General features: G+C 60.1%; 28 protein-coding genes, 1 tRNA gene and 2 pseudogenes. 12 read left to right on the top strand and 19 right to left on the bottom strand.

The window, feature by feature from the left end; all coding sequences use genetic code 11:
* Window positions 1-40: 40 nt before the first annotated feature.
* Both ACRQ5Q_RS11590 and ACRQ5Q_RS11585 read left to right on the top strand, forming a co-directional pair.
* A complete protein-coding gene (locus ACRQ5Q_RS11590) occupies window positions 41-340 on the top strand; it encodes a hypothetical protein (protein WP_439397851.1) in 300 nt (99 codons plus the stop codon).
* Window positions 294-650 (top strand): SMP-30/gluconolactonase/LRE family protein, encoded by a 357-nt coding sequence (locus tag ACRQ5Q_RS11585; protein WP_439397849.1) that lies wholly within the window; start codon window positions 294-296, stop codon window positions 648-650. Before ACRQ5Q_RS11590 ends, ACRQ5Q_RS11585 begins: the two co-directional genes overlap by 47 nt.
* On the opposite strand, the gene ACRQ5Q_RS11580 is transcribed toward ACRQ5Q_RS11585, so the two are convergent.
* The 5 genes from ACRQ5Q_RS11580 to ACRQ5Q_RS11560 form a co-directional block, all read right to left on the bottom strand.
* Window positions 630-2,522: a TRAP transporter large permease gene (locus ACRQ5Q_RS11580; protein ID WP_439397847.1), complete on the bottom strand. Its 1,893-nt coding sequence runs from the start codon at window positions 2,520-2,522 to the stop codon at window positions 630-632. The genes ACRQ5Q_RS11585 and ACRQ5Q_RS11580 overlap by 21 nt on opposite strands.
* Window positions 2,519-3,544 carry a TRAP transporter substrate-binding protein gene (locus tag ACRQ5Q_RS11575; RefSeq protein ID WP_439397845.1) on the bottom strand — a complete coding sequence of 342 codons (1,026 nt, stop codon included), beginning with the start codon at window positions 3,542-3,544 and terminating at the stop codon, window positions 2,519-2,521. Before ACRQ5Q_RS11575 ends, ACRQ5Q_RS11580 begins: the two co-directional genes overlap by 4 nt.
* Window positions 3,545-3,705: 161 nt before the next feature.
* Window positions 3,706-4,716: a transketolase family protein gene (locus ACRQ5Q_RS11570; protein WP_439397843.1), complete on the bottom strand. Its 1,011-nt coding sequence runs from the start codon at window positions 4,714-4,716 to the stop codon at window positions 3,706-3,708.
* Window positions 4,713-5,552 carry a transketolase gene (locus tag ACRQ5Q_RS11565; protein ID WP_439397842.1) on the bottom strand — a complete coding sequence of 280 codons (840 nt, stop codon included), beginning with the start codon at window positions 5,550-5,552 and terminating at the stop codon, window positions 4,713-4,715. The genes ACRQ5Q_RS11570 and ACRQ5Q_RS11565 overlap by 4 nt, the downstream gene beginning before the upstream one ends.
* 24 nt (window positions 5,553-5,576) lie before the next feature.
* Complete coding sequence (locus ACRQ5Q_RS11560) at window positions 5,577-6,326, bottom strand: SDR family NAD(P)-dependent oxidoreductase (protein ID WP_439397840.1); 750 nt, start codon at window positions 6,324-6,326, stop codon at window positions 5,577-5,579.
* Between the two features lie 110 nt (window positions 6,327-6,436).
* Here ACRQ5Q_RS11560 and ACRQ5Q_RS11555 point away from each other — a divergent pair, with 110 nt between their 5' ends.
* The 4 genes from ACRQ5Q_RS11555 (at window position 6,437) to ACRQ5Q_RS11540 (ending at window position 8,958) form a co-directional block, all read left to right on the top strand.
* Window positions 6,437-7,333 carry a LysR substrate-binding domain-containing protein gene (locus tag ACRQ5Q_RS11555; protein ID WP_439397838.1) on the top strand — a complete coding sequence of 299 codons (897 nt, stop codon included), beginning with the start codon at window positions 6,437-6,439 and terminating at the stop codon, window positions 7,331-7,333.
* A 928-nt stretch (window positions 7,334-8,261) separates the two neighbouring features.
* On the top strand, window positions 8,262-8,432 hold the full coding sequence (locus tag ACRQ5Q_RS11550; RefSeq protein ID WP_439397836.1) for a KTSC domain-containing protein: 171 nt from the start codon (window positions 8,262-8,264) through the stop codon (window positions 8,430-8,432).
* Window positions 8,433-8,447: 15 nt separating this feature from the next.
* Window positions 8,448-8,630, top strand: a complete 183-nt coding sequence (locus ACRQ5Q_RS11545) for a hypothetical protein (protein ID WP_439397834.1) — start codon at window positions 8,448-8,450, stop codon at window positions 8,628-8,630.
* A gap of 19 nt (window positions 8,631-8,649) precedes the next feature.
* The gene (locus ACRQ5Q_RS11540) at window positions 8,650-8,958 is read left to right on the top strand and encodes a DUF6894 family protein (protein WP_439397832.1); all 309 of its coding nucleotides are present in this window, start codon (window positions 8,650-8,652) and stop codon (window positions 8,956-8,958) included.
* A 254-nt stretch (window positions 8,959-9,212) separates the two neighbouring features.
* On the opposite strand, the pseudogene ACRQ5Q_RS11535 reads toward ACRQ5Q_RS11540, so the two are convergent.
* Window positions 9,213-9,329 (bottom strand): annotated as a pseudogene (locus ACRQ5Q_RS11535) (integrase); the annotation flags it as partial.
* A gap of 9 nt (window positions 9,330-9,338) precedes the next feature.
* Here ACRQ5Q_RS11535 and ACRQ5Q_RS11530 point away from each other — a divergent pair.
* Window positions 9,339-9,437, top strand: a tRNA-Arg gene (locus tag ACRQ5Q_RS11530).
* Between the two features lie 184 nt (window positions 9,438-9,621).
* Here ACRQ5Q_RS11530 and ACRQ5Q_RS11525 read toward each other — a convergent pair.
* The 4 genes from ACRQ5Q_RS11525 to ACRQ5Q_RS11510 form a co-directional block, all read right to left on the bottom strand.
* A complete protein-coding gene (locus tag ACRQ5Q_RS11525) occupies window positions 9,622-9,828 on the bottom strand; it encodes a cold-shock protein (RefSeq protein WP_439397831.1) in 207 nt (68 codons plus the stop codon).
* On the bottom strand, window positions 9,809-10,480 hold the full coding sequence (locus tag ACRQ5Q_RS11520) for a hypothetical protein (protein ID WP_439397829.1): 672 nt from the start codon (window positions 10,478-10,480) through the stop codon (window positions 9,809-9,811). The genes ACRQ5Q_RS11525 and ACRQ5Q_RS11520 overlap by 20 nt, the downstream gene beginning before the upstream one ends.
* A gap of 247 nt (window positions 10,481-10,727) precedes the next feature.
* Complete coding sequence (locus ACRQ5Q_RS11515; protein ID WP_439397827.1) at window positions 10,728-11,054, bottom strand: hypothetical protein; 327 nt, start codon at window positions 11,052-11,054, stop codon at window positions 10,728-10,730.
* A gap of 227 nt (window positions 11,055-11,281) precedes the next feature.
* Window positions 11,282-11,791, bottom strand: a complete 510-nt coding sequence (locus tag ACRQ5Q_RS11510) for a hypothetical protein (protein WP_439397826.1) — start codon at window positions 11,789-11,791, stop codon at window positions 11,282-11,284.
* 1,024 nt (window positions 11,792-12,815) lie between these two features.
* Between ACRQ5Q_RS11510 and ACRQ5Q_RS11505 the strand changes: the two genes are divergently transcribed.
* Entirely contained in the window at window positions 12,816-13,058 is a 243-nt protein-coding gene (locus ACRQ5Q_RS11505; protein WP_439397824.1) for a hypothetical protein, read from the top strand.
* A 179-nt stretch (window positions 13,059-13,237) separates the two neighbouring features.
* Complete coding sequence (locus tag ACRQ5Q_RS11500) at window positions 13,238-13,552, top strand: hypothetical protein (RefSeq protein WP_439397822.1); 315 nt, start codon at window positions 13,238-13,240, stop codon at window positions 13,550-13,552.
* Window positions 13,553-14,489: 937 nt separating this feature from the next.
* Here the strand turns inward: ACRQ5Q_RS11500 and ACRQ5Q_RS11495 are convergent.
* From ACRQ5Q_RS11495 to ACRQ5Q_RS11485, 3 genes and pseudogenes are all read right to left on the bottom strand, one after another.
* Window positions 14,490-14,771: a DUF3551 domain-containing protein gene (locus ACRQ5Q_RS11495; RefSeq protein WP_439397821.1), complete on the bottom strand. Its 282-nt coding sequence runs from the start codon at window positions 14,769-14,771 to the stop codon at window positions 14,490-14,492.
* Window positions 14,772-15,474: 703 nt separating this feature from the next.
* Window positions 15,475-15,828, bottom strand: a complete 354-nt coding sequence (locus ACRQ5Q_RS11490; protein WP_439399788.1) for an excisionase — start codon at window positions 15,826-15,828, stop codon at window positions 15,475-15,477.
* A gap of 449 nt (window positions 15,829-16,277) precedes the next feature.
* Window positions 16,278-16,763 (bottom strand): annotated as a pseudogene (locus tag ACRQ5Q_RS11485) (HipA domain-containing protein); the annotation flags it as partial.
* 36 nt (window positions 16,764-16,799) lie between these two features.
* Here ACRQ5Q_RS11485 and ACRQ5Q_RS11480 point away from each other — a divergent pair.
* Window positions 16,800-17,240, top strand: a complete 441-nt coding sequence (locus tag ACRQ5Q_RS11480; RefSeq protein ID WP_439397820.1) for a hypothetical protein — start codon at window positions 16,800-16,802, stop codon at window positions 17,238-17,240.
* A gap of 78 nt (window positions 17,241-17,318) precedes the next feature.
* Here ACRQ5Q_RS11480 and ACRQ5Q_RS11475 read toward each other — a convergent pair whose 3' ends face one another.
* The gene (locus tag ACRQ5Q_RS11475; RefSeq protein ID WP_439397818.1) at window positions 17,319-17,546 is read right to left on the bottom strand and encodes a helix-turn-helix transcriptional regulator; all 228 of its coding nucleotides are present in this window, start codon (window positions 17,544-17,546) and stop codon (window positions 17,319-17,321) included.
* 517 nt (window positions 17,547-18,063) lie between these two features.
* Between ACRQ5Q_RS11475 and ACRQ5Q_RS11470 the strand changes: the two genes are divergently transcribed.
* Window positions 18,064-18,405 carry a hypothetical protein gene (locus tag ACRQ5Q_RS11470; protein ID WP_439397816.1) on the top strand — a complete coding sequence of 114 codons (342 nt, stop codon included), beginning with the start codon at window positions 18,064-18,066 and terminating at the stop codon, window positions 18,403-18,405.
* Between the two features lie 10 nt (window positions 18,406-18,415).
* Here ACRQ5Q_RS11470 and ACRQ5Q_RS11465 read toward each other — a convergent pair whose 3' ends face one another.
* The 5 genes from ACRQ5Q_RS11465 to ACRQ5Q_RS11445 form a co-directional block, all read right to left on the bottom strand.
* Window positions 18,416-19,453: a hypothetical protein gene (locus tag ACRQ5Q_RS11465; protein WP_439397814.1), complete on the bottom strand. Its 1,038-nt coding sequence runs from the start codon at window positions 19,451-19,453 to the stop codon at window positions 18,416-18,418.
* A gap of 625 nt (window positions 19,454-20,078) precedes the next feature.
* Complete coding sequence (locus ACRQ5Q_RS11460; protein ID WP_439397813.1) at window positions 20,079-20,384, bottom strand: anion permease; 306 nt, start codon at window positions 20,382-20,384, stop codon at window positions 20,079-20,081.
* 17 nt (window positions 20,385-20,401) lie between these two features.
* On the bottom strand, window positions 20,402-20,542 hold the full coding sequence (locus tag ACRQ5Q_RS11455) for a hypothetical protein (protein ID WP_439397811.1): 141 nt from the start codon (window positions 20,540-20,542) through the stop codon (window positions 20,402-20,404).
* Window positions 20,542-21,435, bottom strand: coding sequence for a citryl-CoA lyase (locus ACRQ5Q_RS11450; protein ID WP_439397809.1), 894 nt, complete (start codon window positions 21,433-21,435; stop codon window positions 20,542-20,544). The genes ACRQ5Q_RS11455 and ACRQ5Q_RS11450 overlap by 1 nt, the downstream gene beginning before the upstream one ends.
* Before the next feature lie 16 nt (window positions 21,436-21,451).
* Window positions 21,452-22,660: a CaiB/BaiF CoA transferase family protein gene (locus ACRQ5Q_RS11445; protein WP_439397808.1), complete on the bottom strand. Its 1,209-nt coding sequence runs from the start codon at window positions 22,658-22,660 to the stop codon at window positions 21,452-21,454.
* A gap of 196 nt (window positions 22,661-22,856) precedes the next feature.
* Between ACRQ5Q_RS11445 and ACRQ5Q_RS11440 the strand changes: the two genes are divergently transcribed.
* Window positions 22,857-23,543: an IclR family transcriptional regulator gene (locus tag ACRQ5Q_RS11440; RefSeq protein ID WP_439397806.1), complete on the top strand. Its 687-nt coding sequence runs from the start codon at window positions 22,857-22,859 to the stop codon at window positions 23,541-23,543.
* Window positions 23,544-23,690 lie beyond the last annotated feature (147 nt).

Here is a 23,690-nt window from a genome sequence, read left to right as displayed (position 1 = left end):
CGCCAAGATTACACCGGCACCACCCCGCGCGAGCATTACGGTGCAGATCTTGGGGGAAGTTTGTTTTGCAGTACAGAAATATTACGGCAAATGTGCACGTAGTTCGGGGGTTGATCTCACCATAGCCGATCCCCGCGAGCGCAATATAGCGATGGTGTTTCAGAACTATGCGCTCTACTCCTATTTGACCGTCACGAGAACATCGCCTTCGGCCTGCGTGACGGAAAGACCTGCCGATCTCATTCAGCCGACGGGGACGCTCACCTTCACCACCATCAAGGTCGGCGGCGTCGATGCGGTTGCTGAGCTGCAGGCGCACGACGTCAGCAGCCATGGCTAAAAGGGCGGATGGGATGGCCTTCGGCGCGGACGGCCGGCTTTATTGCACCGTCTACAACCAGAAAAACATCGCGGTGCTGGACCAGCGCGGCGAAGTGGTCGATCGGCTGATCCTGGATGGGCCTCAGCCGACGAACTGTGCCTTCACAGGAGGCAAGAAGCTCCGGGTGACGGAGTCGGCAAGGGCCAGGTCGAGCAGATCGATACGCCTTGCGACGGCCTGCCCCTGCACCTGCCGCAATTCGCCTGAGCAGGAGGCACGGGTTTCAGCGAGCCTCCTGCGGAGCTCGTCAAAGGAAGCCGATCGATAGCCAGGGCACGGCGGCAACGATCAGAGTGCCGATAAGGAGCGCGATCATATAGCCAACGATCGGCTTCATGCCCTCGTCCGGATTGATGCGGCTGATGGCGCAGGCCGCGTAATAGCCGACGCCGAACGGCGGCGCGAACAGACCGATGCCCATGGCGAGGACGACCACCATCGCGTAGTGGACGTCGTGCACCCCGACCTGCCGCGCGATCGGGAACAACAGCGGACCGAACAGGACGATGGCCGGGATTCCCTCCAGCACGCTGCCGAGGATCACGAAGGTCACGATGGTCACGGCCAGGAAGATGGGGCCCCCGCCGGGAAGGCTGGTCATGAACTTGGCCAGAGATGCAGAAAATCCCGATTGGGTCAGCGCCCAGGCCATGCCTGTAGCCGCGCCGATGATGAGCAGAATCGCCCCCGACAGCGAAGCCGTCTCGACCAACATCGGATAGATGCGCCGCCAGTCGAACTGCCGGTAGACGAAGAGGCCCGCACAAGTCGAGTAAAGGATGCCGATGGTCGAGACCTCTGTTGCCGTCGCAACCCCTTCGACGACGGCAGTCCGGATCACAAATGGCAGCGCGATGGCCGGTATAGCAATGACAAAGGCGCGGCCAATCTCCCGGGCCCTCGCCCTTTTGACGTGGGACAGATCCTCGCGGCGATATCGCCACCACACCACGGCCGCGAGCATGACCGCGAGCACCACGCCCGGAAGCAAGCCGCCGGTGAACAATGCCGAGATCGACACGCCCGTCACCGAACCGATCGTGATCAGGACCAGCGAGGGCGGAATCGTCTCGGTCTGGGCGCCAGTCGCCGCGAGAAGCGCAACGAGGTCTCCCGGTTTGGCCCCGCGCCGCCGCATCTCGGGAAACAGGACCGGCGCCACCGCAGCCATGTCCGCTGCCTTAGAGCCGGAAATGCCAGAGACCAGATACATCGCTCCGACCAGCACGTAGTGCAATCCGCCGCGCACGTGGCCTAGGAGGCTCGCCAGGAAGCTGACCATGGCGCGCGCCATGCCCGTCATCTCGATCAGGAGGCCGAGAAAGACGAAGAGCGGCACGGCGAGCAGGATCAGGTGGCTCATGCCCTCGTCCATTCGTCCGATCATCACCACATCCGGCGTGCTGGTTGTCAGCGCGAGATAGCCGACCGTGGCGAGACCGAATGCAAAGGCGATCGGCACGGCTGCAAAGACCATCGCCCCCACAACGAAAACGAAAAAGATCAGGAGGTTCAAATTGCCGAGCGGCTTCAAGGCGGGAGCGAGCAGAACGAAGGTCGCAATGATACCTGCGACCAACGCAACCGAACCCAGCAGGCTGCGCAGGCTCGCGATCCGGATCAGCCGGAGAACCGCTGCGATCAGCATCAAGCCGATGCCGATTGGTAGCGCCGCCGCGCGCCAACTGTTGACGATTTCGAGCGCCGGCGTCGTGACGAAGGCTTCATCGGCCGCAAATTCATAGGCCGGCCAGACAACGAGCGCAAGAAATGCCAGCGATGCTGCGGCCGCGACGACATCTAGGAACGCGCGAAGTTCCGTGCTGAGAACGCCAAGGATAGCCGTCATCCGCATGTGTTCGCCGCGCTGGAACGCGATCACAGAACCGAACATGGCGAGCCAGAGGAAAAGAATGCCGGCAAGCTCGTCGGACCAGATGATTGGCGAGCGGAACACGTATCGACCCACGATGCCGGCAGACAGCACCGCAATTTCCGCCAGCACGAGCAGTGCTGCTGGGACCGCCACGACATGACCAAGCACCGTGTTCGCCGTTGTCACCCAACTGCGCCGGCCTGCCTGCTGGGCGCTGGCCGCCACACCGGCATCGAGGTGGGGCGGATGGCTCACGCTGTTCATGATAACTGGCCCGCGGCTTTTTCGAGCTGCGACCATGCTTCTTCGCCGAACTTGCCCTTCCAGTCCGCGTAGAAGCTGGTCTTCGCCAGGGCCTGACGGAAGGCGGCGCGATCAACATCGACGAATTTGAGACCCTTGGCCGAGAGATCGTTGCGCAGCGACTGGCTGAGCTTTGCGATGTCGGCACGCTGATCAACCGCGGAGCGATCGAGCTCGCGCCTCACGATCTCCTGCACGTCTTTAGGCAGACGCTCGAAGGCGCGCTTGTTGCCGAGGATCCAGTAGCCGTCCCAGACATGCCCCGTCAGGCTGCACGTGCTCTGCACCTCATAGAGGCGCGCGGTCGCGATGATGGGCAACGGATTCTCCTGGCCGTCGACGACCTTGGTCTGCAGCGCGGAATAGACCTCGTTGAAGTTGATCGGCGTCGGGCCGGCGCCGAGCGCCTTGAAGAGCGAGGTGAGCAGCGGCGCGGGCGGAACGCGGATCTGGAAATTCTTCAGATCATCCGGGGTGCGGATCTCGCGGCCGGACGAAGTCACCTGGCGGAATCCGTTGTCCCAGGCCTTCGACACCGCCATGATCGGTGTCTTGGCGATCTGCGCCCGGATGTAGGTGCCGAGGTCGCCGTCCATCGCCTTCCATACGCTGTCGTAGTCGGTGAATGCGAAGCCGGTGTTCACGATGCCAGCGCTTGGCACCAGCGTGGCAAGGATCGAGGACGATTGGTTGAAGAACTCGACGCCGCCGCTGCGAACCTGGGTCAGCAGCTCCGTGTCGGAGCCGAGCTGATTGGCCGGAAATAGCCTGATCTCCAGCCGGCCGCTGGTTGCCTCGCGGATGCGATCGATCGCCTCTTGCGCACGGATGTTCACTGGATGGGTCGGGTCCTGTCCGGTTGCGAACTTGTAGACGAACTCGGCGGCAGACGCCGGACGGGTCAGAATCCCGCAGAGAGGTACGGCGCTCGCCGCCACCAATAGCGAACGGCGGCTGATGCGTCCGGGCTTCGAGACAGTCATGGTTTCCTCCTAATTCTGTATTTACGTTGTGCCAGTTGCATGAGCCTGCGGCTTTGCGGGCTCTTCGACCGCCCACGTTCGGGCAATAGCCATCGCTCGCCCGCCGCAACATGCAGCGGGTGGACTCGGATTGGACCTGACTGGCGCTCAGTGCCGGTGCACTAAAGCCACTGCTTGATCTGCCTTGCGACCTCGGCGGTGGAAATTCCGTAGCGGTCGTGCAGCGTCGGAAGTGCGCCGGCGTCAAGAAATTCGTCCGGCAATGCAATCTGGCGGAAGGGCGGATGGACGCCTGAACGCATCAGGAGTGCGGCGACCGCCTCGCCGAGACCACCAATCGTCGTGTGGTTTTCGGCAACGACGACCAAGCGGCCTGATCTGCCGGCTTCACGAAGTACCGTCTCGGCGTCGAGCGGCTTGATGGTCGGAATGTGGAGCACCGCAGCATCGACGCGGTCGTTCTTCAGAGTTTGCAACGCCTCGAGCGCACGCATGGTCATGATGCCGGATGAGATGATCAGGACATCCTTCCCGTCAAGGATCAGCTTGGCTTTGCCGAGCTCAAACTTGTAGTCGTATTCGTCCAGCACGACCGGCACCTGGCCTCGCAGCAGGCGCATGTAGACCGGTCCCTGATGCGCCGCGATCGCGGGCACCAGTTGCTCGATTTCATGCGCATCGCAGGGATCGATGACCGTCATGTTCGGCATGGCGCGAAACAGCGCGATATCCTCCGCGGCTTGATGACTCGGGCCATAGCCCGAGGTCAAACCGGGCAATGCGCAGACGATCTTCACGTTGCGGTCTTCCTCCGCAATGGTCTGGTGGATGAAGTCGTAAGCGCGCCGCGATGCAAACACGGCGTAGGTGCTTGCGAACGGCATGAAACCTTCGGCGGCAAGACCTGAGGCCGCGCCGAACAGAAGCTGCTCGGCCATGCCCATCTGGTAATAGCGGTCCGGAAATTCCTTCGCGAAGATGTGCAGGTCGGTGTATTTGCCGAGATCGGCAGTCATGCCGACCACATCGGGACGGCTGCGCGCGAGCTCGACGAGCGCGTGTCCAAACGGCGCCGGTTTCGTTTTCTGTCCCTCAGAGGCGATCGAAGCGATCATGGCCGAGGTGGTCAGGCGCGGCTTGCCCAGCTGCGGTGCTGATCTGACGGTCTTCATGCCTGCCTCCCGGCTCCCAGCGCGGCCAGCGCGAGCTGCCATTCGTGCTGCTCGACGCGGATGAAATGGTTCTTCTCGCGCTGCTCCAAGAAAGGAACGCCCTTCCCCATCAGCGTGTCGGCGACGATCATCCGCGGCTGGGGCGCCGGATGAGACTTGGCGGCATCGAACGCGGCAACCACGGCGTTGAGATCGTTGCCGTCGATCCGCTGCACGAACCAGCCGAAAGCGTGAAGCTTCTCGACCAGCGGCTCGAACGCCATCACCTGCGTCGAAGGACCGTCCGCCTGCTGATTGTTAACGTCGACGATGCCGATCAGATTGTCGAGACTGTAATGGCTCGCCGACTGAATGGCTTCCCAGACCGACCCCTCGTCGAGCTCGCCATCGGAGAACAACGTGTACACCCGCGCCTCGGATTTCTTGCGCTTGAGCCCCAGGCCCATGCCGACGGCGATGCTGAGCCCAAGCCCGAGCGAGCCGCCCGACATCTCCATTCCGGGCGTGTAGGAGGCCATGCCCGACATCGGCAAGCGGCTCTCGTCGCTGCCATAGGTTTCGAGCTCTTCCTCGGGGACAATCCCCGCCTCGATCAAAGCCGCATAGAGCGCAATGGCATAGTGCCCGTTCGAGAGCAGGAAGCGGTCGCGGTCTTCCCAGCAGGGATCTTCCGGCCGGTATCGCATTGCGTGAAAATAGGCCACGGCGAGGACGTCCGAGATGTCCAGCGCCTGTGCGATATAGCCCTGGCCCTGGACCTCGCCCATGCGCAGCGCATTGCGGCGAATGTTGTAGGCCCGGTCCGCCAGCTTTGGCGTGTTGGTCAGCGTTTCCATCGATCTGGACCTGGTCTTGCTGGCTCAGTGGATCAGCATGCCGCCGTTGACGTCGATTACGGCACCAGTCACGTAGGCGGAGAGATCTGAGGCCAGGAAGGTGTAGATGCCGGCGACGTCGTCTGCCGTGCCAAGACGATTGAGCGGAATGCCTTCGAGGATCTTCGCCCTCATCTCGTCGGTCAGCTTGCCCGCGGTGATATCGGTGCCGATCAGGCCGGGCGTTACGCAATTGACGCGGATGCCGTCCGGGCCGAACTCACGGGCCATCGCCTTGGCAAGTCCGAGCGCCCCAGCCTTGGCCGCCGAATAATGTGGGCCGCCAAAGATTCCGCCGCCACGCTGGGCCGAAACCGATGACATGCAGGCGATCGATCCGGACTTGCGCGCGCGCATGTGCGGGATCACAGCCTGGGAGAGGAACAGAATGCCCTTCAGGTTGACGTCCTGAATGCGATCCCAATCAGTCGGCGAGATATCCAGGAACTTCACCGGCTGGGTGATGCCGGCGTTGTTGATGAGAATATCGATGCTTCCGAAGGATTCGATCACGCGAGCGACGGCCTGCTCGCAGGATGATTTGTCGGCGACATCACATCGCAGCCCAATGTGGGACTTGCCAAGCGATGCCGCGGCGTCCCCCGCCGCGCTCGCGTCAATGTCGAGAATGGCGACCCGAGCGCCCTCGGCGGCAAACCGCCGTGCGGTGGCAAGCCCGATGCCGCGCGGCGATGCCGCGCCCGAAATGATGGCCGTCTTACCGCTGAGCAGCATCAGTTCCTCCCGCAAATTGTTTTTCCTTCGCAAGGCCAAGCATGAACCGCGGAGGCTCAACAGACAAACGCGCAGTTGTCACGGATAGATGAATCTGGTTCACTTATGGAATGCTGTCGAATGTCCCGATATCGGCAATTCGCGCCTTTGAAGCCGCCGCTCGCACGGGATCATTTCGCGATGCGGCGAATGAGCTTCACCTGACGCCGAGTGCCGTCAGTCATGCCATCCGGAAACTGGAGGACACGCTTAGGACCGTTCTGTTCGAGCGCAGCGCGCGGTCGGTGCGGCTCACGCCAGCCGGCGAAAATCTGATGCGCCACACGGGAGCGGCCTTCGATCAGCTTCGCCGTGGCCTCGAGGAAGTCGCCGCGCGCGGACCGCAATTGGTGCGCGTCCACTCCGCGCCAAGCTTTGCCGCGCAATGGCTGGCGCCGCGGCTTGCACAGTTTCTTGCCGCGTACCCGAAGCTCGAGGTTCGACTGGCTGCGAGCACGGATTACGCTCGCTTCACCAATGATGATTTCGATATCGACATCGTCTACGGTCCGCCGCGCGCCGAGGGCGTCGAGGTGGTTCCTCTCCCGGAGGAGACGGTCACCCCGCTCTGCTCGCCTGCCCTTGCAAAATCGATCAGGAAGCCCGCCGATCTCCTCGATCGCACGTTGATCCGCTCCGACGTGAAGCAGGTTCAGTGGCACCAATGGTTCACCGCCAACGGATTGGAAGCCCCCGCCCTCCACGGCATGAGGTTTGATCGAAGCTTTCTGGCGATCGCGACAGCCGCGGAGGGATTGGGAGTAGCGCTAGAATCAACGCTTCTCGCTGAGCGCGAATTGGCGAGCGGACGATTAGTTGCGCCACTCGCAGGTCGCGCCAACGATATCCGCTACGTCGGCCATCGTCTGATCTACCCGCGCGCCAGCCGACAGAGATCTGCGGTACGAGCCTTTGCAGATTGGCTCGTCGCGCAACTCCGTGGCGAGACCGCAGGTTCCTCGCACTAAGCTTCAAGTCTGGCCGAGCATCGACTGTCAGGTCGGGCGTACCGGTGCGCGAGAACACGAACGCGACCTGCGGAAACTTGTTGATCAGCTTCTCGAGTTCGAACTGAATGGCCTGAGCCTGGTCGGCGCCGTGTTCGCCACGCGCGCTTCACCTCCATGACGATGTTCTTGTCATCGAGCGTCGACGTGAACTCCTGCCCCAGGAGCGAGAACACCTCGTCTCGCATCCGTTGGTTGAGTTGCCCCGGCATTTGCCGCCAACTGCGCCAGGGGAGAATCGGGTCGTATTTCTCGGACAATCATTTAAGGCTGACATTTCCGCTTGCAAACGGTGAAAGGAACGCGCTAGCGGATTTCGCCGGGCGATTCAAACCGGAGATCGAGAAGATCAGTTTATGGCGCTCTTGGCTCGGGCAGATGCACACCTTGAATTTGGAGACCTGGCGCTGCCTCTTGACGATCTAAATGCGGCTGAAGCCTACCACCCGAAAGGAGCGCCAGGCCTGTATGGAACGCGAGCGGCGATCTTGACGAAGCTCAAGCGCTATAACGAGGCCATCGCCGATTTCGGCAAAGGTATCCCGGCAGCTTCGCCTTTGGCGTCGCCGCGAATATGTTTGAACAGCGTAAATCGGTGTCGCGCCCAGCTCGCTGGCTCGGCAGGACCTTGATGCGGCGGCACAGCTCTTCAGAGGCACTCGATAGTGTGGGCCTCGGTCACTTACTGCGCATCCGCCGGTGCAGGTCATAAGCCCTTGCGCCGAAGGAATTCTCATCTCGGTGGTCAATACGCTTGTCGCCGGCACAACCTGGACCGCGGCCGAAACCATTGACGTCAAGTGCAAGCTCGATCTGACATCCTCGTCTGCACGGACATCACCCGCAGCAGCTTTGTCAACCGCGCCTGCTATGACAAGGCGCAACAGTTATGGTCGTGCAGCTGAGGTCGGTCTACTATCCGTATTGCGAGATCCCTGGCGCAACCTTCGAGGCCTTCCTCAACGCACCCTCGATGCGCAAATACTACAATGCCAACATCAATGGCACGGGGTCGGACGGCCCGTTCGATTGCCGCACCCATCGACTCCTCAAATACTGACGGACAGGAAGTGCCATGACAGTTTTCACCGGCTTCACCAACATCTTGATCAACGAAGAAGGCATCAAATACCCGAGCGGCGTCATCCACAAGACAGCCAATGATGCGGTTGCCGCGCAATCCGACCCCAAACTCAAGGGCAAGGTGCTGGCAGTTGCCCAGATCACCTGGGAGGAGAAGGAAGAGCCGCGAGAGTAGTGCCGCCGATAGGCCGCAGATGCTCAGCATCGGTTATGGGGCTACGGATACCCTGACAGAAATGACAGGTGCCGCTCTGCTTCCGTTGGTCTACATCGCAATGATGGCAAGACGCTACTTCTTTCATATCCGAGACGGGAACTTCGTATCGGTGGACGACGAGGGAATGGAATTCGCGACGCCGCGCGAGGCCAACATTTACGCAGCGCGAGTCGCCTTTGAGATCGGTACCGATGACCGGGACTACGAGGACACGGAGTTATCGGTTGTAGACGTGCACGGTCACGAAATCGGTCGCCACCGAATTCGTCGGCAGTTATCGAATTGATTACGCGAGCCGCCTACGGCCGGCACATTTCGAGCTGCTGGGTAATTCGGTTGGCGCGGAAGGTATAGTAGTGCGCCGCGTCGCAAGGCTCGTTGCCGGTGTTGTTCAGCGCCAGCGTGCCGCTTATCCGCACCGACCCTGACGACACATCGGCGACCGACGGCTGGCCTCAACAAGCTCGGCCGCCTTGAGGTGGCGCCGACCATGTCAGGCAATCTCGCCATCGTCTATCTCGCCGGCAGTGAAGCGAATATCCGTTGCCGCGGGTGCGTTACCGGGATCTCCCGCGCGCGTCCGCCCTTGCACCAGCTGGACTGCATCGCCCGCCGGTCGCTCTTGTCGGCCTGGCTGACGCGGAATTTTACAGCCTGGAAATCGTCGATCAGCTTACCCCGAACACAATGGCAACATCGCTTTCCTCGCCGAGTAGCGGATTTCTACTCCGCGGGTTGCAGGTTCGAGTCCTGCCGGGATCGCCAACAAAATCAACGACTTCTGCGATTTCGCTGCTCGGATTTCATGTCGCAGCTTGTCGCAAACGTTCCCCTCTTGTTTCAATGGTTACGAATGTGCGCGGTGACTCCGTGCGACATGATTGCGACATTAGGCCGACGAAAAAGCCCGCCATTCGCGGCGGGCTCTCTTTTGCATCTTTCCAGAGACCTACACCCGCAAATTATCCGCTGAAGCCTTGCCGGACCGGCGATCGGCGACGATCTCGAACGAGATCTTCTGGCCATCATTGAGGGTGCTCAGTCCGGCGCGCTCAACCGCGCTGATGTGTACAAACACGTCCTTGCCGCCATCTTCGGGCTGAATAAAGCCATAACCTTTGGTTGCGTTAAACCATTTAACAATTCCGATAGCCACGTTTAGGGTCTCCCACTAGATTTGAAACGAGCCCAGTTAACCAGCGTTTGGCGACGGCATCAAGAAAGCCCGCCAGTGCCTCCTTGTCGCCGGTCGCGTAGCTCGGATGTACAGCTGCGCCATTCGGCACCATGCACAAAAAGTCAGCCGCTGTGGCCGCCGTGCACTGGCCGGAATCCACCGATTGGATAGAGGATAGCGCAAGCCAGACCGCCGAGCCCCGGCTGGAAACACCTTTCGGCATAATGTGGACCCGGCTTGGGTCGTTGGGATCGTAGTACTCGACAGGCTTGTCGCTATCGTCGCCAACTCGGCGCATCGGCAGTGGCTCGGTTAGCCTTCTGTCCTTCGCAATTTCATATTTCGCGATTGGCATTCGTAGGAGTTCTAGGTCGTCGAAAATCGACCTGAATTCATCCATCTTCGACACGCCCGACGTCGGCTTCTTTGCCTCTCTGGCTTCGCGGTCTCGCTGCTGAAACGCTCGGAAAATTTCGTAGAGACCGACGACCCAGCTTTCAGAGAACATCATCTGATAATGGATCGTCATGGGGTGGCCGTTGTCGGCTCCCGGGCGGAATTCATCCTCCAGACATCGCAGAAGAATATCCAATTCGCCTTGTCGCTGAATGTCTGTGGCGGCGGTGACCAAGTTGAAGCGGCCTGCAAGACGGTGCGATAGGCCCACCCACGCTTGGTTTTCGGCGCGGCGCCTTGCTCGCGCGACATCGAATAACTGACCCAGTAAGGTGGATATCGATGGTGGCTCCATGCACGTCAGTTTTAGCCGGGGCGACCGAGGTATTGCAAGCTGCCACGCTCGTGGGCGGCCCTGGGCGAACGGGATCAGGGTTAGGAAGATGCGGCATTTGTTGACCTCTGAACCAAGGCACGGCAGGCTAGTGCAGATGTTCGCGCTTCTTGCGCTCCACCTCGACCGCCGCCAGCTCCATCAGCTCAGGCCACTCCAAGTCCCGCTCCAGCACCTGCGCGAACCCGGTCGCGTCGCCGTAGTTGGTATGGCCCTCCGCGATCTTTTCGGCGAGCGTCGCCAAGGTCCAGTTGACCGCGCAGGCTTCGAGCCCGGCGATCTTGGCCGTCAGGCTGGCTAGAACGGCCGGTGGGATGGCCTTTGCCGTCCGGGCCAGCTCCGCGAGGTGCTGCGCGCCGTGCGCATCAGCGTACTTCTCAGCGAACTGGCGGACGTACAGTTTGATCAGGTTCAAGTTGGTCACGTGAATTCGATCTGGTCCCAAGTTACGAGGTGACACCGCCAGCGCCACCCCGTGTTGATGTTCTCACTCCGACGCCCCCGATCTGCTCCAGTTCTTCCGACCCCCGAGTCTGTTGCTTTACTTCCAGTTAATCCCTGAAGGGATTTAACTGGAGCGGAGCAGATTAAGTGCGCCAGTTGCTCCGGTTCTGCTCCGGTCAACTGGAGCAGCGAGCGGCCCTAATCGTCGTCGGCGACCTTAATGAACTTCTTCGGCTTGCGGCGCTCGTCCTGCCGCTCGACCTCGACCAGAGCGCCCGTTTCGCGCCACGTCTTGAGCAGCGCCACGACCTTGGCCCGGTCCTGCTTGTCGGTGAGGCTGAGACCCAGCGTCTTCGCAATCGCGATGCCGACCCAGCCGTCCGCTCGTTGGTCGGCTCGCCATTGGCCTGCCTTGATCGCTTGCGCGCAGCGCTCGAAATCTGACGCCGTAACCCCGGCCAGAAGGTCAGGCCACTCCCAGCGGGTCGCAACGCCGATGTCATCGCCCTTCAGATCGCCAAACGGGTTGCCGCCGATCCGGCTCAACGGGTTATCGTCGAGATCGACCGAAACCAGCTTGAAGCAATCCCGCTTGTCGGCTGGCTTGGTCAGGTTGGCCTTGTCAGCATAGGCATCGGTGGCTGAGAGACCGAGTCCGCTCCCGTCTGCAAAGCGAGGGAGCGCCGCAATGCCCGACAAGCCCGTCATCAATCGTATTTACCGTAGCCAAAAGCGGGAATGGAATCCAACGAACACGGCTCAAGGAAACCCGCCGCCGGACACGTTCCTGGGTCGCAAAACCCATAAGCCTTTAGCCTTTCCCCGAGGAGCCCAAAGAGTAAACCGCCTCGAGATCCCGCGCAGTCGAGCTGCTGCTGCTAGGGCGCGTGCTATTCCTGGTCGGCCTCGAGCTAGGCGGTCATTCAGACCGGCGGGACATCGCTGGCTGTGCACGGTTCCTGAGCGGCGAAGGGCGCTACAGGAATTTTGCGCTCTGCACGTGGCCGACCGCCGGACGCCTTCGCCAGCGTTCTGCGCTAACTGCTCCGGGCGAGCAATGGCGCGATTTAGGCGATATGCTCGAGGAAGCCCCGCCAGCTTCCAAATCGGTTGGACGGTTGGCGGCTCGCACATTGACGCCGACAATGCGGCCTGGCGCCGCTGAACAGCCAGAGATGTAGCGCTTCCGCTACCGGCCGGAAGCGAGGCCCGGCAATGGAGGCAAATCCAGCCGGACCTCGCAGCCGCTTGATCCCGGAGGGGATCGAGACGCAGGATCGCATAGAAAGCGTGCCGTTTTTCGTCCTAGTTGCGGATCATTTCGCCGGAAAGCGCACATTCGTTGTCCGCCAGATCCGCGACGGTGCTAAAGACCTTCTGGTCGGCGATGGCGCTAACTTTTGGCGTCGCTCGCCAGGCAGCTGCATTATCGGATCTCTCTAGAGCTTATGTCGCAGTCGCCTCTGCTCTGCTCTGCTCGCGCCTGGGGTTGTTAACCGTCCGCTGATCAAGCAGAAAGACGGCACAAGGTGGCCGATCGGCGCCGATTATCGCATTGGTTGCGATGTTAAAAGCCCTCCGTGAGCCCGTGTCGGTCGCCGAGCGGGCCGAACGCGACATCATGAAGGATCGGCACCACTGGCGTGATGGGCGGCAACACACTCAAGGCATTTGCGCGCTCGAGCTTCGCGCCGACTGAAACCACCGACGGGGCCTCGAGGAACAGAAGAGCATGCCCGAGCAAATGAACGCCGAGCTTTACCGCAAACTGCAGGAACTATCGCGCCATAACGCGGTCGCCCGCGCGCTTGTCTTCTTGTGGAACTCCGGCACGCTAACCTACGAGGACTGGTCGACGAAGGCGATCTCTCTGCTCATTGATCAGAACGAAACGCTCTCAGCGATCGTTGTGGATGCGGAGAAGCGCGCCTGCCGCCTGCCTAAAACCCCGCCAGTAGCCTCGCCCACGCGCTGAGAGAGCCGTCCCGTGCCAGACCCAAGACCGAAACACCGCACATGCGTCCCGCACTGCGGCTTGTCAGCGGCGCGAAACAGGAGCCGCTGCGGCCGCCGGCCGCGATGCCGAAAATGAGAAGAACGCTTCGCTTCTACTTCAAGATGCGTCGGCAAACGTCAGCATAGACGATGTTGTGGATGGCCTCAGCCGCGATGATTATCAGCGTGGAAGATGCGCTATTCGCTGTATTTCTGCGCGATCTGCACGCCGGTCGTGAGGCAGCGATGCCCTTCGATAAAGTCATTGAAAAATTGCGCTTTGAGTTGAGCAAATGGGGCAGGTGTATGAGGGGGATCGCGGGCTTGATCATCGCTGCGGCGGCAATTCCGGCGCGCGCGGAGACCGCTGAGGACCTAAGCGCGCCGCCGCTCGGATTGACCCTGCCGAACGCAACATGCATTACACGCCAGCGGTCAGCAGGGCTCTTGGTATCGTTTCTTACCTGCCTCTGAAATTGCAACAGGCAGCCCTCCCGAATTGAGAAACTTGATGCGAACGATTCTTATAGCTCTGAGTCTTTGGTTGTTGATCAACGTCCTCTTTGTACTAGTCATGATTCCCCCGCGCATTCCGCGCAAATCTGGCCCTCAGACCGGCACCACGGGTAGGCTTTCACCCGCACTAGTTAAAGAGAATAGCAGACCATCGAGCGAAGAGGATGATCGCTTTTCTCTTCGCCATGTCATCATCGCGCTTGGGCTGGGCGTCTTCTTTTCTCTGACGCCACCGTTGCTTGACGCTTACGAGGCTATCAAGGAGTTCGTTGTACGTCGCCGATCGAGACGAAACGCTTCGTTTGAGACGGTCCATCAGAGTGTTGATCAGTACGCCGGCGAAGCCCCCGACGGTGGGGCCAGTCGGGACCAGAAACATTAGATCTGGACTTTCGGAGATGGCACGAAGCTTTGATTGTTTTTATCGGCGCCTTCACCGGACGATACGAGTCGCTAACCGAGTAGGGTTTCCCGCATGTATCGCGTTCATCCGCCTGCTGCGGCGTTTCCAGAAATGAGCACGTACTGTCTACGATCGGCTCAAAAGCGGCGCTCGAGGTCAGCAGCGTCCTTGCCGTAGGGGACGGCCGCGCGCGGCTTCGGCTTCGGGCATGCGGTGATTTGGGCCTACAACCAAAGTTTCGGTTCCTCAAGCCGAAGGATGAGCCCATTTCCGATCTTCTGGTGCGGCACGACCCGTATGGCGAGCCACGCTCTCCCGAGAGGATGGCGGCTCTGACGACTCTAAAACGGTCCAACGATGACCATTGGGCCGCTTCGCTCAAGAAGCGACGGACCGCATGGCTCCGCGAGGCACGCAACCAATAGGCGGGTCGAGCGAACGGCAACAAGAACCTGGACGGCCAGCGTTCATCCAACGCCGTCCTTGGCTGACCTAACGACGTTCGCTCCAGCCGAATTGCCTTCCCTGTCGCTCGAAGGCGTAGATCGGATTGATACCGCAATAGGCATATGTGCCGGATGCGGTAGCCATGCACTGGCTATAGGTTGAGAACTGGCAGTTGCCCGGATATCCCCAGGCTCGGCCCTGCAAGCAATAAACGTCTTGGCGGGCCGGTGGGGTGTACGAGTGAATCCGTGAAGCGGCGGTCGAGCCTGATCCAAAGCCGACGAGGATAGGAAGTGTTAGCACGCCGATAGCGAGAACGTAGCGCATGAGATCTCTTGCCTCCGTTAATTGGCTGAAGGATAGAGGATCCGAATTAAGCGGTTTGATCTTAATCAATGGCAGATGGTGGGTCCAGTCAGACTATCGTCAGCAAGACCATCACCGACCCGAGCGGGACACTTGAGCAGGACGTTGGATATAAGGGTGGGGAGCAATGAGAGGGTTGGAGCGGATTATGCGACCTGTCCTGGGTCCTAAGCTAACCCGCCCCCATTTCGAAGCAGCCTTCCAGCGACGCTGCCCGGCGAAACGCATCTTTTAAGCGCGATTTGCGCCTGCCGCGCAGCAGAACACTCGTGTAGCAGTCAAATCTTGGATCGTTTCATTCGCTCTGACGCGTGTTGCTGGGCACCTACACTATCATTCGTGCCTTTGGTGTCCGAGACGTCGCTGCCGGCGGCTGCCGCGCCCTCCGGATCGTCGGAGGCTGCCGCTGTTACGGTTGAGTCCTGGGGGCACGGGTGGAGGTGCGCGGAACGCCTGGGCTTCTGACGTTCATGCTGACGGCTCCCGCTGGCCTCATGATTTACGTTGCGACGCGACCTGTAGACTTCCGGAAGGGCGCGGATGGCGAACCGCCACGAAGCTTGTCCAACTGCGCGTCTAAATGGATCGAGAGGACGTCCGCGATAGCGATATCGTCTGTGGCGAATTCGTCGCTTCGGGCTGTGTTTAGAGCTTACGTAGTCTCTTAGCTTTTCCTCCGCGGCCGCAATCTCATCTGCAGCGCAGCCTGTGCTGACATCCCGGCCGTTGTCTCTGATAATCCAGGTTGCCTGGTGAGTGATCTTTTCGGTCTTGTTTCGGCGGGAAGCCTTGAGCTGAAGTCGCGTGCTTCTTCGCGGCATAGCTCTCGCATCCGTTCGATATGAGCCAGCGTTGTAAATTCCTTGCCGGCAATCTTCTCGATAACCAGTCGATTACGATCGCGCTCACGACGCAAACCCGCGACCGTCATTCCTCCCAAAGGAAATGCGATCTTCACAGCATCGGCAAGGCGAAGTGGGGTATCAGGTGTAATTTCAGGTTGCGTTCCACTTTGCATCGACACCCATGGCGCGGCTGTTAAAGCCGAAATAAGATGTCGGCGCCTTATTGAGAGTAAAGCTATCCTTCGTTCCATCGTAGGATTGGCGGTTTCGTCGCGAAATTGAGCAGGCGAAGCGGCTTGAAGGAGTGACTGAGCAACACAACTCCCTTTTGGGAGCTGCTTTGCTCGCGCTGTAAAGTATGGAAGAGCGTCTTGACCTGGAACGGCTGCGTCTAGTCATCAGGGAATCGCAGCGACATCGGTTTGGCCGGCGGACAGAGACGCCTTGCTGGGCCTGGTCACCATGTCGGAGGCAGTGGGAATCGTAAGGCTTTCAACAAATCAAGCCCGAATTCATATTCAATGACGCGCTTGAAGGCATGGTCCTCGTCCCACCCCTCCGCGTCTATCCCACGCTCCCATGGATGTTGCAGCGGCAATAAGCGACTTCCGCAGCTCTGCACGCGTGGTTCGGGGCAAGGATCGAGAGACAGCGTCAGATTCGTGCCGTCCCAGAAGGCTGCGTGATTTCGGGCATGGTCATCCTTGTTGCCGCAGAGCACGTTGAAGGCAATGCGCGAAAACAACTCTCGTAGCGTCCCCTTGGGTTCCGTAAAACGGTGGCGGATGATCGTAGCGAGCTGTTCGTAGCTGGCGTACCGCGCCATGATTTCGTCCAGCTCAAGCAATGTTAGGGCGGATACCATGGCCTTGCGGCGCCATCCGCCGACAGCCTTCGCACGATCGAAGCGCTCTATAAGGAGGATGTCCTTGCCCGCCACACGTTGAAGGCTCACAGGCGCGACGCGAAGCCCGACCGCCGCGGCTAAGCGCATTGCGATGAATTCCACCTTCACCACGCTATAGAAGTCGGTTTGCGAAGAAAACTTTGCGATGAATTTCTTAACCTCGGAGGTAACCGTCGCTCTCGGGCGCGCCCCGCCAATGGAGCAAATCCGTTCGTGCCCGGCGGGGTGAAGAGGTCAATGATGACTTCTGATCCCAAATTCACCGAGGCCTATGTCTGGACTTGGCTGCCGGGCCAGACAAAACCGGTTGTTGCAGGGATTCTGTCGGAGCGTGGCGAACAGCTCGTGTTCAACTATGGACGGAGCTATCTCGAGCGCAAGGACGCCATTGCGCTTTACCAGCCCGAATTGCCACTGCGGAGCGGAATCCTTCCGCTTCTTGCAGGTCTGAACATGCCCAACTGTATTCGCGACGCCGCTTCCGAAGCCTGGGGCCGGCGCGTGATTCTCAATCGGAAGTTCGGCGCCCGCGGGAAAGAGATTGACGCGGGCAGTCTCGATGAGCGGCCTTTCTCCTCGACTCAGGGTCGGATCGCATCGGCGCGCTCGATTTTCAAGCCTCGCCTTCCGCCTATGTCGCGCGTGAAGGCGAGGGCGCGTCTATCGATGAGCTTTTGAATGCGGCAGCGCTCGTCGAACAAGGAACGCCGCTGACACCCGAGCTCGACCGGCACTTTTCCATGGTAGGCAGAAGCGTCATGAGTTCGCGATTGCGTTCAATCGCCTTATTGTCGCCTGCTCGACGTCGAACAGTCTGACGCCGACAATTGCAGCGACCTCAAAGACTGCGCCAATGGTGGATCGCGGGTCGCCTGCCTCTATGCGCCGCAGCAGCCCCCGCGAGATCCCTGCTCGCTCTGCAACATTGAGCGTGCTCATCTTCCGTTCGATACGGGCCTTGCGCACGAGCTGGCCAAGCAGCATCGCAGCATCGGCTGCATAGGCAGAAATGGGAGCTTGATCTTAGCCATGGAAATGGTTCATAAATAGCTCGTAAGGACGTTTATGGCTCGTATATAGATCGAAGCAGCATTGGGGGTCTTCTCTACGAGCGTGCACAGGTTCATCATGTCGTCGGTCATCGGTGGTTCCTCGAATCAGGTTGACTGTCGCAATCCAAACCTTACCGACGAATCATCGGTGACCGCCCGCAAAGCCGCTCGCTCGCTACAGCGCTATATGAGGGCGCGCTTCGCGAGCGGCTTCGCTCCAGCTACACCACCAGCTGGGACACGACCAGCTCGTCCGCGGATCTTCCGCCGGGATGTGGAGAAATCCCCGATACTGTCGAACGTGGTAACTTCCCTCGCGAGCTCGTCTGCTCGGAATGTAGTGCCGGCCGATGGCAAGACAAAGCTCATGATGAAGGACGTCATTCCGGCATATTTCAGCTTTTCGCCCGCGAAATTCGCACGTTTATTATGCCTTTCTTGATGCCGGTTTGCTGGCAGAGCTCATTATTGCACGTCCGCAGGGGGACGCCCGCTTTGAGCAGGAGCTCAAGCTGCAGTGGGCTCACCGCACGGCATTATATGCGGGTGAAGTCGAGCGAGCACACAGGCTTGCTGGATTTCTGCCCGCAACCCCACCGCAGATCGAACAGTTGCAGACGATCGCCAGAAATCCCGAACTGAGTTCGAAATTTCGCGCTCGACGCCAAGACCTATTCCGAGAAGGACTTCCTCAACGACCTGAAATTGATGCCAACCGTGCTGCGACGAAGATGTCGCAGCACGTCGTTGAGATGAACCATCTTGCGGAAGCGGCCTCTTCTATCCCTTAGATAATTGGCGCTACCGAGCAATGCGCGGGTGCTCTCCGGGATGGTCGTCCACCCGAAGGTTCATGATAGAGGCCGATGGCGAACACGGATTGGCATCCCCAAACTGCACCACGTTCTGGACTGCGACCGATAATTGGAGTGAAAAGTCGAGTGGCTTCGGCGGAGGTGCGCTGGTGATGGGATTGCAGCTTGCATCCACGCCTCCAAACGGCTGATTACCCTTCAGGTCTCTGAACCAGAGCATCTTCTGAGCGTCCGTTGTACAGGTGTTCGAAAATGTAATGGGCGCCGACGGCAATTGGGCGGTGCTGTGACAGCTCAAGCACCCCGAAATCGGATTGTCGACCGGCCCGTTCGCGCGCCCCGCCCATCCCAAATGGGAGGCTGCGTAAGCAGGCGCCTGGTCCGATATCGTGGTTTCCGTCAGCTTCTTGCCTGCTTGCTGATCAGCAGGTGTGAAGCCGAAGTCATTTCCCCATGAAAGGCCGACGGGCCGGAGCCTCCGCCACGAGGACGTATCAGTTGCATTGCTGTCAAAAGCAAAAGTCCCGAAGACCCACCCGGTTGGCGAGCGACTATCCACCGCGGCGACGTCCATCTGCATGAGGCGCACGGTTTGGGTGCCGGCTGCTGTTCGGATCGTCCACTGCGGAGCACCCGACAAGACGTCAGAACCCTGGAAGTCATTCCCGGTAACGTCGCTGAATAAGATCTTGAAGGTCATTGCCCCTTGGGGGAATTGAGCCTTTGCCAGATCGGGCGAGGCGCCGCCCAAGACCTGTCCGATCGTGACGGCACCTGCTGCATTGTAGAAGCCGACCGCATAATTGTGAATGGTCACTCCCGGCTTGAGACCGAGCTCCGGTCCGGTCACAGAACGTTCTGAAGTCAAGCCGCGCATCGGCTCTCGTGCACGTGGTCCAAAATTCATCAGCGGCATGTGAAACCAAGGCCGAACATTATTGGCTTCCGGCTTGAAGTCGGCATCGATCATTCCATCAAATGCATAGTCTCGCAAAGCATAGAGGTAAGCATTGGCGCCCGTCACTCCGTCCTTGAAGTCGATATTAGACCACGGCGCGTCGTTCGCCGGGACAGCCGTAGGGTACGATTGGGAGAGTTTGAACCACGGACCAGCGCTCGGTACCATCGCTGATGGCGTGACGAAGTCTGGGAAGACCCCGGTGCATTGCGCAATGAAAGGTGCCGGCTCAGGAGCCGGAATGCCCTTCCCTGTCACCGACAGGCAAGTCGATCCGGGAGCACAACCGCTTGCGGCATGTCCATGTGTCGGAGCAAGGCATGTCATCGTGGTCGTAAAAAGGACGTTGCGACATATACTTCCTAAATGTTGAGTAACGCGCATGAGCCTCTTTCCTCTATGACGCATCATTTTATTCCGATACAATTAGAGCGCGAATCTGCCTTTGCAAGCCCGAATTGATCCGGCTGTCAGCTTTCGGTCAGAGCTTGGGAGTAGGCCTGACCTTTGAAGGGAGGATGACGAGTGTTCTGTACGAAACGTACGGCGTCTCTCCTTTTCCTCTTTGCGGCAAGCGCGCATGCGCAGACTGCAACGTCATCTGCTTATTTGACGGTAGATGGACAAGTGACGACGCCACTGTCCTTCTCTGAACCCGATTTTCAGGCACTTCCTCACACATCGATCACCGTCACGGATTCGTCCGCGTGACCGCACAGGGAGGGCGTCGCAGGCGCCAGTGCCAGATCGGTGAGCGCTGCGACATACCCGAGGGCGAGGTCGATTTGCCGCCCCCCCCGACGAGAAAGAATGCGATGCGTCGACCGAGCCCGGTTTCGATGATCGCGGAACCGATCAGGAAGGCCGAGAACACGAGCCAGACCGTCGGGCTGGCATAGCCAGCCATGGCGACCGGCCCGTTACCGAGAAAAATCGCCGATACCGCTACAACCGCAAGGATGACGACCGGCTCGTTGTATGGCCGCCATGGCTGCACGAACTGACGCCACGCTTCTAACGTAGCCCGGCGGGGATCGGGGAGAGCAACACGATCGCCGGCGCGAGAATGCAGACCAGGAGCCGCCATTGGCCGAGCGCTTTCTTGAGCAAGTTTGGCTTTAGAACGGCCTGCGGTGCGATATCAATGGACGACATTAGTGCTTCCTAGGATATTTGGTGACCGCGCTTCTTTTGGTGCTTGGTTCACGATCGTTAGCCGGGCTGAAGTCGCGTGGTGGCTTGCCTGTGTAGGAATAGGGAACACCTGGAGGCATCGGCCCCTTGATACGACCGCCCTGCTGCTTCTGCTCCCAGGCATGCGCGAGAATGCCGACCGAGCGCGACAGGATGAAAAGTCCTCGCCCGAGTGGCGGCGCAAAACCGAGTTCGGAGTAGATGAGGGCGGTGGATCCGTCGATATTCATCGGAACCTTGCGGCCCTTGCCCTTTTCCAGATGGGCTTCTACCGCGCGGCCGATGTCGGCAAACTTGCCGGAGATCACGCCGCGCTCACGAGCAGCATCGACCAGCGACAGGAGCCTCGGCGAGCGAGGATCGATCGGGTGAAAGCGATGGCCGAAGCCCGGCAAGATTTTCCCGTGTGCCTCGACGAAGGCGGCGATACCGGCCTGCGTCGCCGCTACAAGTGGCGCACCTTCGTTCATCCGTCGAGCGATGTCGGCGTACAGCTCCATGCATTGCTGGCCGGCGCCTCCGTGGACGTCGTCGAGCAAATTGATGGCCGACGCCATTGCTCCATTGAGCGGCAAGCCGCAGGTGACGGACATACGGCCGACCGCGATCGAGGGCGCTTGCGGTCCATGATCGACCGCAGCCACAAGAGCGGCTTCAAGCAAAGCGGCATGATCAGACGACGGGAGATCGCCGCGCAACAGAAGCCATATCATCTGCGGAAAGCTGACTGAGCCGATCAGCTGCTCGATCGGAAAGCCACGAAAGCGGATGACGCCCGGCTTCACGTCGATAATGTCGGTCGACCACCATTTGATTGCCTCGGTCAGGAGATCGGCGGGATTGGACTCGGGCATGACCAGGATTTCCTTTTCAAGCGATGCGGACCACGCCGCGGTCGGCCATTTCGTCGATCTGCGCGCGCGTATAGCCGAGCCGTTCGAGCCATGTCGCCGTGTCGGCGCCGAGCAGCGGGGGAGCGGACGGTTCGGGAAAGCCTTCGTCTAGAAGAAAGCCTGGGCGCGTCACCCGTAGCTGTTGCCCTTCGGCCGGTTCGACAGGCAGCTTCTCGACGAACCGGCGTTCGACCAGCTGCGGCTGCTGCAGTGCGTCCTGCACGGAGAGCACGCACCCGGCGGGAACGCCGGCAGCGTTGAAAATGTCCTCCCATTCCTCGGCGGATTTCGACTTGAGCGCCTTGTTGATCTCGTCGCTCAGGGCTGCGCGATGCAGCTTGCGCGTGTGGCGTTCACCGAACCGCTCCTCACTCAGCAAATCGGGTCGTCCGATCAGCTGGCAGAGCTTCTCGAATTGCTTCTGCTCGTTGGCGGAAATGTTGAGCGGACCCGACTTCGTCTTGAACGTGCCGGATGGCGCCGCCGTGAAATTCTCGTTGCCCATCGGCTCGGGGAGAATGCCAGCGTTGAGGTGGTTAGAAACCACCCAGCCCATTCCCGCCAGAGTCGATTCCAGGAGCGACACATCGATGAACCGGCCTCGGCCGGTCGAACATTGCGCGACCAGCGCCGCCGAGATTGCGAAGGCTGCCGTGATGCCGGCCATCGTGTCGGAGATCGGAAAGCCGGTGCGCAACGGCGCCGATCGGTGATCGCCGGTTACGCTCATCGCGCCCGAGAGACCTTGCACGATCTGGTCGTAGGCGGGCCGGTTTGCCCAGGGGCCTTCCTGACCGAACCCAGATATGGCGCAGTAGATCAGCCGGGGATTGCGCTTCACGAGGAGCGCATAGCCGAGGCCGAGCCGCTCCATGACTTTGGGCCGGAAGTTCTCGAGCAGCACGTCGGCCTGGTCGACAAGTCGAAGGAATGCATCCTGACCCTCCGGCGACTTCAAGTCGATCGCGATCGATTGTTTACAGGCATTCACGGCAACGAAGGACAGGCCGAACAGGCGCTGTGCCATCGTCGGATCTGCCCCGAGGTGCCGAGCCAAATCGCCGCCCTCCGGATTTTCGATCTTAATCACTTCGGCGCCGAGCCGCGCCAGGTTGTAGCCACAGAAGGGACCGGCGAGCACGTTGGACAGATCGAGGACGCGCACGCCTTCAAGCGGCAAACTCATGGCGATCTCGTAAGACGCTCAGCCTAGTTCTGTTGTACAGAACTTTATTCTGCTCTGAAGATACCCCATGCATGAGTTCAGCGCGCGAGTCAAGTCCGTTCTATTCTGGAGAACCCGAGGCGCCCTTTTATCCCAATTGATTCTTGCGGCCGCACCAACTAAGTTCTGCACTGCAGAACTTTCGGGGTGATTTTTGATGACCAGAGACGGCGCGGAGTCGGTCGAGCGCGCACTCAACATCTTGCGCGCCTTCTCCGAAACGCGCCGGCAGATGAGCCTGACAGAAATCTCGCAAAGCACCGGCTTGTACAAGAGCACGGTCTTGCGTTTGACCGCATCGCTCGAAGCCTGCGGCTTCCTGCAACGAGGAGAGGACAGGCTCTACCGGCTGGGACCGGAGTTGTGGCGTCTTGGAGCCATTTACCGGCGCGGACTCGACCTCGGCGAGTTCATCCGGCCGATTCTGCGCCGCCTCGTCGATACGACCCAGGAGAGCGCCTCGTTCTATGTCCGCGACGGCGACGAGCGCATCTGCCTGTATCGCCAGAATTCGCCGCGCGCAGTTCGACACCATCTTGAAGAGGGAGAACGGCTCCCGCTCGATCGCGGCGCCGCGGGGCGTATTCTGCGCGCCTACACGGCGCCGAAGTGGCCGCCAGGCGCGCAGATTCGAGAGGACGGCTTCTATATCTCGTTGGGTGAGCGCGACGCAGACGTCGCGGCCGCTTCGGTGCCGGTCATCGACAATGCAGGCCGGTTGCGCGGCGCCTTGTCTGTATCCGGATTGAGAAGCCGTTTCGAAACGAAGGCCCAACACCTAGCGATCGAAGCCATGAAGGTGGAGGCTGCGCGCCTAGCTGACCACCTGCCTGCATCTGACTGAGTCCTGCGAACAAGCGGCAGATGTCGCGTTGGGGTCATTTCGACGGTTTTTGCGGAGATAGTCGGCTGGCTGATGTCCACTTCTACCCGTAAGCGTCCAACCGGGGCCTGCCCGGAAGTGTTGCGTCTGGCCAGACCCCTGTGATTC

The sequence above is a fragment of the Bradyrhizobium sp. PMVTL-01 genome, from assembly GCF_051861855.1.
In the GTDB taxonomy this organism is placed as follows: Bacteria; Pseudomonadota; Alphaproteobacteria; order Rhizobiales; family Xanthobacteraceae; genus Bradyrhizobium.
The sequence above is the reverse complement of the archived record's forward strand: the minus strand, read 5'-3'. Positions and strand labels throughout refer to the sequence as shown.

Coding starts and splice junctions, on each gene's coding strand:
- ACRQ5Q_RS11585 (WP_439397849.1), top strand. CDS start 294: ATGCGGTTGCTGAGCTGCAGGCGCACGACGTCAGCAGCCATGGCTAAA.
- ACRQ5Q_RS11580 (WP_439397847.1), bottom strand. CDS start 2,522: ATGAACAGCGTGAGCCATCCGCCCCACCTCGATGCCGGTGTGGCGGCC.
- ACRQ5Q_RS11575 (WP_439397845.1), bottom strand. CDS start 3,544: ATGACTGTCTCGAAGCCCGGACGCATCAGCCGCCGTTCGCTATTGGTG.
- ACRQ5Q_RS11570 (WP_439397843.1), bottom strand. CDS start 4,716: ATGAAGACCGTCAGATCAGCACCGCAGCTGGGCAAGCCGCGCCTGACC.
- ACRQ5Q_RS11565 (WP_439397842.1), bottom strand. CDS start 5,552: ATGGAAACGCTGACCAACACGCCAAAGCTGGCGGACCGGGCCTACAAC.
- ACRQ5Q_RS11560 (WP_439397840.1), bottom strand. CDS start 6,326: ATGCTGCTCAGCGGTAAGACGGCCATCATTTCGGGCGCGGCATCGCCG.
- ACRQ5Q_RS11555 (WP_439397838.1), top strand. CDS start 6,437: ATGCTGTCGAATGTCCCGATATCGGCAATTCGCGCCTTTGAAGCCGCC.
- ACRQ5Q_RS11550 (WP_439397836.1), top strand. CDS start 8,262: ATGGTCGTGCAGCTGAGGTCGGTCTACTATCCGTATTGCGAGATCCCT.
- ACRQ5Q_RS11545 (WP_439397834.1), top strand. CDS start 8,448: ATGACAGTTTTCACCGGCTTCACCAACATCTTGATCAACGAAGAAGGC.
- ACRQ5Q_RS11540 (WP_439397832.1), top strand. CDS start 8,650: ATGCTCAGCATCGGTTATGGGGCTACGGATACCCTGACAGAAATGACA.
- ACRQ5Q_RS11510 (WP_439397826.1), bottom strand. CDS start 11,791: ATGACGGGCTTGTCGGGCATTGCGGCGCTCCCTCGCTTTGCAGACGGG.
- ACRQ5Q_RS11505 (WP_439397824.1), top strand. CDS start 12,816: ATGCCCGAGCAAATGAACGCCGAGCTTTACCGCAAACTGCAGGAACTA.
- ACRQ5Q_RS11500 (WP_439397822.1), top strand. CDS start 13,238: ATGGCCTCAGCCGCGATGATTATCAGCGTGGAAGATGCGCTATTCGCT.
- ACRQ5Q_RS11495 (WP_439397821.1), bottom strand. CDS start 14,771: ATGCGCTACGTTCTCGCTATCGGCGTGCTAACACTTCCTATCCTCGTC.
- ACRQ5Q_RS11490 (WP_439399788.1), bottom strand. CDS start 15,828: ATGCAAAGTGGAACGCAACCTGAAATTACACCTGATACCCCACTTCGC.
- ACRQ5Q_RS11480 (WP_439397820.1), top strand. CDS start 16,800: ATGATGACTTCTGATCCCAAATTCACCGAGGCCTATGTCTGGACTTGG.
- ACRQ5Q_RS11475 (WP_439397818.1), bottom strand. CDS start 17,546: ATGCTGCTTGGCCAGCTCGTGCGCAAGGCCCGTATCGAACGGAAGATG.
- ACRQ5Q_RS11455 (WP_439397811.1), bottom strand. CDS start 20,542: ATGTCGTCCATTGATATCGCACCGCAGGCCGTTCTAAAGCCAAACTTG.
- ACRQ5Q_RS11450 (WP_439397809.1), bottom strand. CDS start 21,435: ATGCCCGAGTCCAATCCCGCCGATCTCCTGACCGAGGCAATCAAATGG.
- ACRQ5Q_RS11445 (WP_439397808.1), bottom strand. CDS start 22,660: ATGAGTTTGCCGCTTGAAGGCGTGCGCGTCCTCGATCTGTCCAACGTG.
- ACRQ5Q_RS11440 (WP_439397806.1), top strand. CDS start 22,857: ATGACCAGAGACGGCGCGGAGTCGGTCGAGCGCGCACTCAACATCTTG.